Below are 7597 nucleotides of genomic sequence, written 5' to 3'. Positions count from 1 at the left end.
TCCTCCACACCTACAACCACCACCGCAGCCACACCGCACTCGCAGGCCAGCCCCCGATCAGCCGCGTAAACAACGCTGCGGATCAATACACCTAGTACGTGGCGAGCTGTACGTACGGCTCGCCCGCGGCCTCCAGCTCCAGCACCCACACCTCGTTGCCGCCCTCCCGCAGCACAGGACCGGGCACGTACAGCGACTCCTGCGGGCCCCGCGACCAGTAGCGGCCCAGGCAGGTGCCGTTCACCCAGACGAAGCCACGGGCCCAGGAGGGGAGCGTGAGCCGGGCGTCGCCCGCACCCGCGATCTCGAAGGCGGCGCGGTAGAAGCCCCGTCCTTCGCCGCCGTCCAGGGCGCGGAAGGGGAGTTCCGTCACCGCGCGCGCGTCGTCGAAGGCGTCGAGACGCAGCGCCCGGGACCGTACGCCGTGCAGATACTGCCGCTCGTGCAGCACCCCGCCCGTGATGCCCTTGGACTCGCCGAGGCGCGGCCCGTAGTTGACCCGGCCCAGCGACTCCACCCAGATCTCGACGGACGCGGGACCGGCCACCGGCTTCGCCAGGGCCGCGTTCTCCCCGTCGAGCACCTCCGCCCGTACCCCGTCCACGTACACCACGGCCAGATCGCGCAGCCCGGCCAGCGTGAGCGTCCGGGGCGTCCGGCGGCCGGTCACCGCCAGCCGGTGGCGCACCAGACCGCGGTCCACGCCCAGCTCCTCGAAGGTGGGCGGCAGCGCCGTCTCCGACTCCGGTCCCCCCAGCGTCTCCATGACCTCCTCCAGCGGCGCCCACGAGGTGAACTCGGCGCGTACGGGGTCGGCCAGGGCGGGGCGGGGCCGCGGCAGCTCGGGCAGCGGGCCGCTCCGGTAGTCCGCGAGCACCTCGCGGAACCGCCAGAACTTCTCCGTCGGCCGGCCCGCCTCGTCGATCGGCGCGTCGTAGTCGTAGGAGGTGACGTCCGCCCGCAGCGCGCCGTCGTTCAGCTCACCGGTCCGGTTCGCGCCCGCCCAGCCCGCGAGGTTCGTACCGCCGTGCGCCATATACACATTGACCGAGGCGCCGGACTCCAGGATCTCGCGCAGCGCCCCGGCCGCGTCCGACGGATCCCGTACGACATGCTCACCGCCCCAGTGGTCGAACCAGCCGCACCAGAACTCCATGCACATCAGCGGCCCGTCGGGGCGGTGCCCGCGCAGCGTCTCGAAGGCGGCGCGCGCTCCCGAGCCGAAGTTGACCGTCGCCAGCAGCCCGGGGAGCGAACCGCCGGTGATCATATGGTCCTCGGGGCCGTCCGAGGTCACCAGCGGTACGGAGATCCCGCACGCCCGGGTCAGCTCGGTCAGCCGGACCAGATAGTCCCGGTCGGAGCCGTAACTCCCGTACTCGTTCTCGACCTGCACCATGATCACCGGACCGCCCCGGCCGATCTCGCGCTCGGCGACCTGGGGAAGCAACGCGCGGTACCACCGCTCCACATGGGTCAGATATCCGATGTCCCTGGTCCGTACCCGGGCGCCCAGCGGGCCGGTCAGCCAGTGCGGCAGCCCGCCGTTCTCCCACTCGGCGCAGATGTACGGGCCCGGCCGGACGATCGCCCACAGCCCCGCCTCGCGCGCCGCGTCCAGGAACCGGCCGAGCGCGGCCACGTCGTGGTAGCGGCCGGGCTCCGGCTCGTGCAGATTCCACGGGACATAGGTCTCCACACAGTTGAGGCCCATGGCGCGCAGCATTCCGAGCCGGTGCTCCCACAGCTCCTCATGGACCCGGAAGTAGTGCAGCGCCCCGGAGAGCAGCCGCACCGGCCGTCCGTCCAGCAGAAAGTCCTCGTCCCCCACCATGAACTCAGCCACCGACTCGGTCACCGTCCCCGCTCTCCCGTTCCACGGCTCATGCCACGCGGCTCAGCCTCTCCCTCTGGCGGTGGCACGGTCCATGGACAAAGATCACCTCTGTTTGGACGAAGCTGACGCGACCGCGCGACCGCGCAACCGGCGGGGCGCGACCAGCGGGGCGCGACGGGTGGCGCGCGACCGGCGCGCAGAGGAACAGATGAGGTGGGAGCGGATGTATCACACCTGGATGCGGTACTTCACGCCCAGCCCGGTCCACCACCGGCTCGGGCTCGTCTGCCTCGGCGTCGGGCTCCAGCACGGCCGTCTGCCGACGGTCGGGCCGCGCACCCTCGATCACCATGTGGCCGTCGTGATCAGCGCGGGCAGCGGCTGGTTCCGCGCGGCCGACGGACGGCGCACCCCCGTCAGCGCGCCCGCGCTGCTGTGGCTGACACCCGGCGCCACCCATCACTACGGACCCGACGAGGAACACGGCTGGGACGAGAGTTTCGTCGACTTCACCGGACCCGCCACCGCCACCTACACGGAACTCGGCTACATAGAGCCGGACCGGCCCGTCGTACCGCTCTCCGACGCGACGGGCGCACGGGCCGCCATCGCGCGAATCGCCCGCGCCGCGCGCCGGGGCAACCCGCTGCTCGAAGTCGAGACCGGCGCCGCCGTCCATGAACTGCTCGTCGCGCTGCGGCGGGCACGCGCCGACACCGACGCCGAGGGCGACCCGGTCCTCCGGACGCTGGCCCGCGACGCCTGCCGGACACTCTCGGTCGCCGAACACGCCGCCCGCCACGGCATGACCCCCGCCGAACTGCGCACGGCCGTACGCAGGGCCGCCGGGTGCAGCCCCAAGGACTATCTGCTGGGCATCCGCCTCGGCCGTGCCAAGGAACTGCTCGCCGCGACGGAACTGCCCGTGGCGGCGGTCGCCCGGCGCGTCGGATACGACGACCCGGCGTACTTCTCCCGGCTGTTCACCCGGCGCGTCGGTATCCCGCCCATCCGCTTCCGCGACCAGCAGGGGCGCGCGGTCCCCGGCGGCTGGAGCAACGAGATCCCGCATCCTGATCACCCGCCGACCATCGCGCCGCGCTCATCTACGCTGCTCGACCATGACCACGAGTGACCCCGGAACCGGCCACCCCGGCGTCGACGACGCGGTGTGGGCCGAGCTGAACCGCCTGCGCGAGTCCATCGACAACATCGACGCGGCCGTCGTCCATATGCTCGCCGAGCGCTTCAAATGCACCCAGCAGGTCGGCGTACTCAAAGCCGAACACCAGCTCCCGCCCGCCGACCCGGCCCGCGAATCCCGCCAGATCACCCGGCTCAGGGAACTCGCCGAGAGCGCCAGACTTGACCCGGCCTTCGCCGAGAAGCTGCTCAACTTCATCATCGCCGAAGTCATCCGGCACCACGAGACGATCGCGGGCGAGACACGCGACAGCGCCGGCTGAGGGCCCCGTCGCACGGATGCTCAGCGCGCGATGAACCCTGATGCGCCGCTCACGGCGGATCAGGCAGCATGGCCACCATGTCCGTACTGACGCGCGACGAAGCGCAGACCCGAGCCCAGTTCCTCGATGTCCACCGGTACACGATCGCACTCGATCTGACCACCGGCGAGGACACCTTCGACTCCCGCACGGCCATCACGTTCACCGCCCTGGCCGCCGGAGACACCTTCGTCGAACTCAAGCCCGACACCCTGCGCTCCGTCACCCTCGACGGCCGGCCCCTCGACCCGGCCGCACTCGTGGACAACCGGCTCCCGCTCACCGGACTCACCGCCGGGGAGCACGAGCTGCGCGTCGACGCCGCGATGCGGTACTCCCGTACCGGCGAGGGCATGCACCGCTTCACCGACCCCGCCGACGGCGAGACCTACGTCTACACCCAGCTGTTCATGGACGACGTGCAGCGTGTCTTCGCCGCCTTCGACCAGCCCGATCTCAAAGCCGTCTTCGAGCTGACCGTCACCGCGCCCGACGACTGGACCGTCCTCGGCAACGGCGTCGCCACACAGGCCGAAGGAGGCCACTGGACCGTCGCCGCCACCCCGCTCATCTCCACCTATCTCGTCGCGATCGCCGCGGGCCCCTGGCACTCCGTACGCACCGAACACGCCGGACTGCCCTTCGCGATCCACTGCCGGCGCTCCCTCGCGCCCCACCTCGACGCCGACGCCGACGAGATCCTCGACATCACCCGCGCCTGCTACGACCGGTACCACGCGAAGTTCACCGAGCCGTACCCCTTCGACTCGTACGACCAGGCCTTCGTCCCCGAGTTCAACGCCGGAGCCATGGAGAACCCCGGACTCGTCACCTTCCGCGACGAATTCGTCTACCGCTCCGCCGTCACCGACACCGAACGCCAGACCCGCGCCATGGTCATCGCCCACGAGATGGCCCATATGTGGTTCGGCGACCTCGTCACCCTCGCCTGGTGGGACGACATCTGGCTGAACGAGTCCTTCGCCGAGTACATGGGCTACCAGACCCTCACCGAGGCCACCCGCTTCAGAGACACCTGGGTCGACTTCGGCATCGGCCGCAAATCCTGGGGGTACGACGCCGACCAGCGGCCCTCCACCCACCCCGTCGCCCCGGACCCGGACGCCGTCCCCGACACCGCCTCCGCGCTGCTCAACTTCGACGGCATCTCCTACGCCAAGGGCGCCTCCGCGCTGCGCCAGCTCGTCGCCTGGCTCGGCGAGAAGGACTTCCTCGCCGGCATCAACACCCACTTCGCCCGGCACAAGTTCGCCAACGCCACCCTCGCCGACTTCATCGACTCCCTGGCCCACGCCACCGACCGTGACGTACACGCCTGGGCCGAGCGGTGGCTGCGCACGACCGGCGTCGACACCCTCACCCCGCGGATCTCCGACACCGACAGCGGCGCCGACACCGACGGCGGCGCCGGCTGGACCCTCGACGTCGTACGCGACGGCAGCCGCCCGCACCGCGTCACCGTCGGGGCGTACGACCTCGACCCCGCGGAACCGGCCCGGCTGACCCGGCGCGACCTGCTCGAACTCGACCTTCCGCTGACCTCGCCCGTCACCGCCGCCGGCCGCAGGCCCGCCCTCGTCGTCCTCAACGACGGCGACCTGACCTACGCCAAGGTCCGGCTCGACGCCGAGTCCTGGGACACCGCCCTGCGCGCCCTCTCCGGCATCCCCGACCCGCTGACCCGCACCGTCGTCTGGAACGCGGCCCGCGACATGGTCCGCGACGGCGATCTCGCCCCCACCGCCTATCTGGACGCCGCCCGCGTCCATCTGCCACGGGAGACGGATCTCGCCGTCGTCCAGGGCGTGCTGGCCTTCGCCGCCGTCCAGATCACCGACCGCTATCTGTCCGACACGGACCGGCCGGTCGCCCTCGCCGCCCTCACCGCGATCTCCCGCGACCTGCTCCGCCGTACGGAGGACGGCGCCGACCCCGGGCTGCGCCTCACCGCCGTACGCCACTTCATCGACGCCGCCGCCCAGCCCGACACCCTCCAGGAATGGCTGGAATCCGGCAGTGTCCCCGGCGGCCCCGAGCTCGACCCCGAGCTGCGCTGGCGCGTCCTCACCCGGCTCGCCGTCCTCGGCGCCGTCGACCCCGCCGCCCTCGACGCCGAACTGGCACGCGACCCCAGCGCCACCGGCCAGGAAGGCGCCGCCCGCTGCCACGCCGCCCTGCCCGACCCGGCGGCCAAGGCCCGCGCGTGGGCGCGGCTCTTCGAGAGCGACGACCTCTCCAACTACCTCTTCACCGCCACCGCCCAGGGCTTCTGGCAGCCCGAACAGGCCACGCTGGTACGGGAGTACGTGCCGCGCTACTACACCGACGCGGTCGCGCTCGCCGACCGGCGAGGACCGGCCATCGCCGACGCGGCGGGCCGCTACGCCTTCCCCGTGTACGCGGTCGACGAGGAATCGCTGGGTCTCGGCCGGACCTGTCTGGACACCGCGGAGATGATCCCGGCGCTGCGCCGCAAGCTCGTCGACCAGCTCGACGACCTGCGGCGGGCGCTGCGGGTCCGTACCGGCTCCTGACCACCCGGACCCTACGGACCACTCGGCCGCCGGCTACGGACGAGGACCGGCCGCCGGCTCAGGACCAGGCCGGCGGTCGATCCGCCCGTGATCCGGCGTACGCCTACACGCTCACACGCGTCGCGCACGCCGGATCCACGAGCGTTTTCAGCCGACTTCCGGCGTCCTGCGCCGGGCGCCAATACTCCACGCGGGTGAGCTCGTTGTGCTCCGTAGGCACCAACTCCGACCCCCGGACCCCCCGGTGCCCGACTCGTGGAAGGCAGCACCCGCCGATGATCGCCCAGCCAACCGACCTCACTCAGCCGCGCGACCTGGTGGGTGTCGGCATCGGCCCGTTCAATCTCTCCCTCGCCGCACTCGCCGACAGAGTCCGCGGCGGACTCGCCACCACCTTCTTCGACCAGAGCCCCGTCTTCCGCTGGCATCCCGGCCTGCTCATCGACGGCGCCAGCCTCCAGGTCCCCTTCCTCGCCGATCTGGTCACCCTCGCCGACCCCGCGAGCCCCTGGTCCTTCCTCAGCTATCTGCGGGCCCGCGACCGGCTCTTCCCCTTCTACTTCGCCGAGCGCTTCCACATCCAGCGCGCCGAGTACGACGCGTACTGCCGCTGGGTCAGCGAACAACTCCCCGGGCTCCACTTCGGCCATCAGGTCGACGCGGTCCGCTGGAACCCCGAACGGGACCTGTTCGAGATCGACTTCACCCAGCTCGACCAGGACGGCGAGGTCGAAGCCCTCGGCCGCGCCCACGCCCGCCACATCGCGCTCGGCATCGGCACCGAGCCGTACATCCCCGAGCCGCTCAAACCACTCGTCGAAGCGCCCGCCGCGCCGGTCATCCACTCCGCGGACTACCTCGACCACCGCGACCGGCTGCTCGCCGCCGGACACATCACCGTCATCGGATCAGGACAGTCCGGCGCCGAGATCTTCCTCGATCTGCTGCGCGCCAGGCCCGTCGGAGCCGAGAGGATCCACTGGCTGGCCCGCACCGAGGCCTTCGCGCCCATGGAGTACTCCAAGCTCGGCCTGGAGCAGTTCACCCCCGACTACACCCGCTACTTCCACGCCCTGCCCGAGCATGTACGCGACGATCTGATCCCCCGGCAGTGGCAGCTCCACAAGGGCATCGACGCCGACACCATCGCCGCCATCCACGACGAGCTCTACCGGCGCACCCTGGACGGCGGCTGGCCCGACGCCGTCCTCACCCCTGGCGTCTCCGTCCGTACCGCGGGACGCGTCGCCACGACCAAGGTCGAACTCCATCTGGAACACGCCCAACAGGCGTCCAGGTCCCGGCTCACCACCGACGCCGTCGTCCTCGCCACCGGCTACCAGGAGCGTCCGCTCGACCGGATCCTCGCCGGAATCGACCCGTACATGCGCCGGGACAGCTCGGGACGCCCCCGGATCGACCAGCACCACCGGATGATCCTGGACCCCGGAGTCACCGGCTCCGTCTATGTGCAGAACGGCGAACGGCACACCCACGGCGTCGGCGCGCCCGACCTCGGGCTCGCGGCCTGGCGCAGCGCCACCATCCTCAATCACCTGACCGGCAAGGAGTCCTACCCCCTGCCCCGGCGCACCGCGTTCACCAGCTTCGGACTCGACGGACGGGACCGGACCCGCACGGTGCCCGCACCGAGGGGTCTGGTCCCGCTCACCGAAGTACGCTGACACCCGCCGACGTAC

General features: G+C 71.4%; 5 protein-coding genes. 4 read left to right on the top strand and 1 reads right to left on the bottom strand.

The window, feature by feature from the left end; all coding sequences use genetic code 11:
- Positions 1 to 91 precede the first annotated feature (91 nt).
- Positions 92 to 1846, bottom strand: coding sequence for a glycoside hydrolase family 35 protein (locus tag ABTZ59_RS14995; protein ID WP_351396321.1), 1755 nt, complete (start codon positions 1844 to 1846; stop codon positions 92 to 94).
- Positions 1847 to 2060: 214 nt separating this feature from the next.
- Between ABTZ59_RS14995 and ABTZ59_RS14990 the strand changes: the two genes are divergently transcribed.
- The 4 genes from ABTZ59_RS14990 to ABTZ59_RS14975 all read left to right on the top strand — a co-directional run bounded on the left by ABTZ59_RS14990 (position 2061) and on the right by ABTZ59_RS14975 (position 7582).
- Positions 2061 to 2972 (top strand): helix-turn-helix transcriptional regulator, encoded by a 912-nt coding sequence (locus tag ABTZ59_RS14990; protein ID WP_351396298.1) that lies wholly within the window; start codon positions 2061 to 2063, stop codon positions 2970 to 2972.
- On the top strand, positions 2959 to 3303 hold the full coding sequence (locus ABTZ59_RS14985; RefSeq protein WP_351396296.1) for a chorismate mutase: 345 nt from the start codon (positions 2959 to 2961) through the stop codon (positions 3301 to 3303). The genes ABTZ59_RS14990 and ABTZ59_RS14985 overlap by 14 nt, the downstream gene beginning before the upstream one ends.
- A 77-nt stretch (positions 3304 to 3380) precedes the next feature.
- Positions 3381 to 5897: an aminopeptidase N gene (gene pepN / locus ABTZ59_RS14980; RefSeq protein ID WP_351396293.1), complete on the top strand. Its 2517-nt coding sequence runs from the start codon at positions 3381 to 3383 to the stop codon at positions 5895 to 5897.
- Positions 5898 to 6172: 275 nt separating this feature from the next.
- Positions 6173 to 7582 carry a lysine N(6)-hydroxylase/L-ornithine N(5)-oxygenase family protein gene (locus tag ABTZ59_RS14975; RefSeq protein WP_351396290.1) on the top strand — a complete coding sequence of 470 codons (1410 nt, stop codon included), beginning with the start codon at positions 6173 to 6175 and terminating at the stop codon, positions 7580 to 7582.
- Positions 7583 to 7597: the final 15 nt, after the last annotated feature.

This window comes from Streptomyces sp. NPDC094034, assembly GCF_040303865.1.
Taxonomy (GTDB): domain Bacteria; phylum Actinomycetota; class Actinomycetes; order Streptomycetales; family Streptomycetaceae; genus Streptomyces.
Note: the sequence above shows the minus strand (reverse complement) of the source record. Positions and strands in the feature narration are given on the sequence as shown.

What these genes read in the sequence shown, in the direction of transcription:
- ABTZ59_RS14990 (WP_351396298.1), top strand. Translation starts at nt 2,061, where the DNA reads ATGTATCACACCTGGATGCGGTACTTCACGCCCAGCCCGGTCCACCAC.
- ABTZ59_RS14985 (WP_351396296.1), top strand. Translation starts at nt 2,959, where the DNA reads ATGACCACGAGTGACCCCGGAACCGGCCACCCCGGCGTCGACGACGCG.
- pepN (WP_351396293.1), top strand. Translation starts at nt 3,381, where the DNA reads ATGTCCGTACTGACGCGCGACGAAGCGCAGACCCGAGCCCAGTTCCTC.
- ABTZ59_RS14975 (WP_351396290.1), top strand. Translation starts at nt 6,173, where the DNA reads ATGATCGCCCAGCCAACCGACCTCACTCAGCCGCGCGACCTGGTGGGT.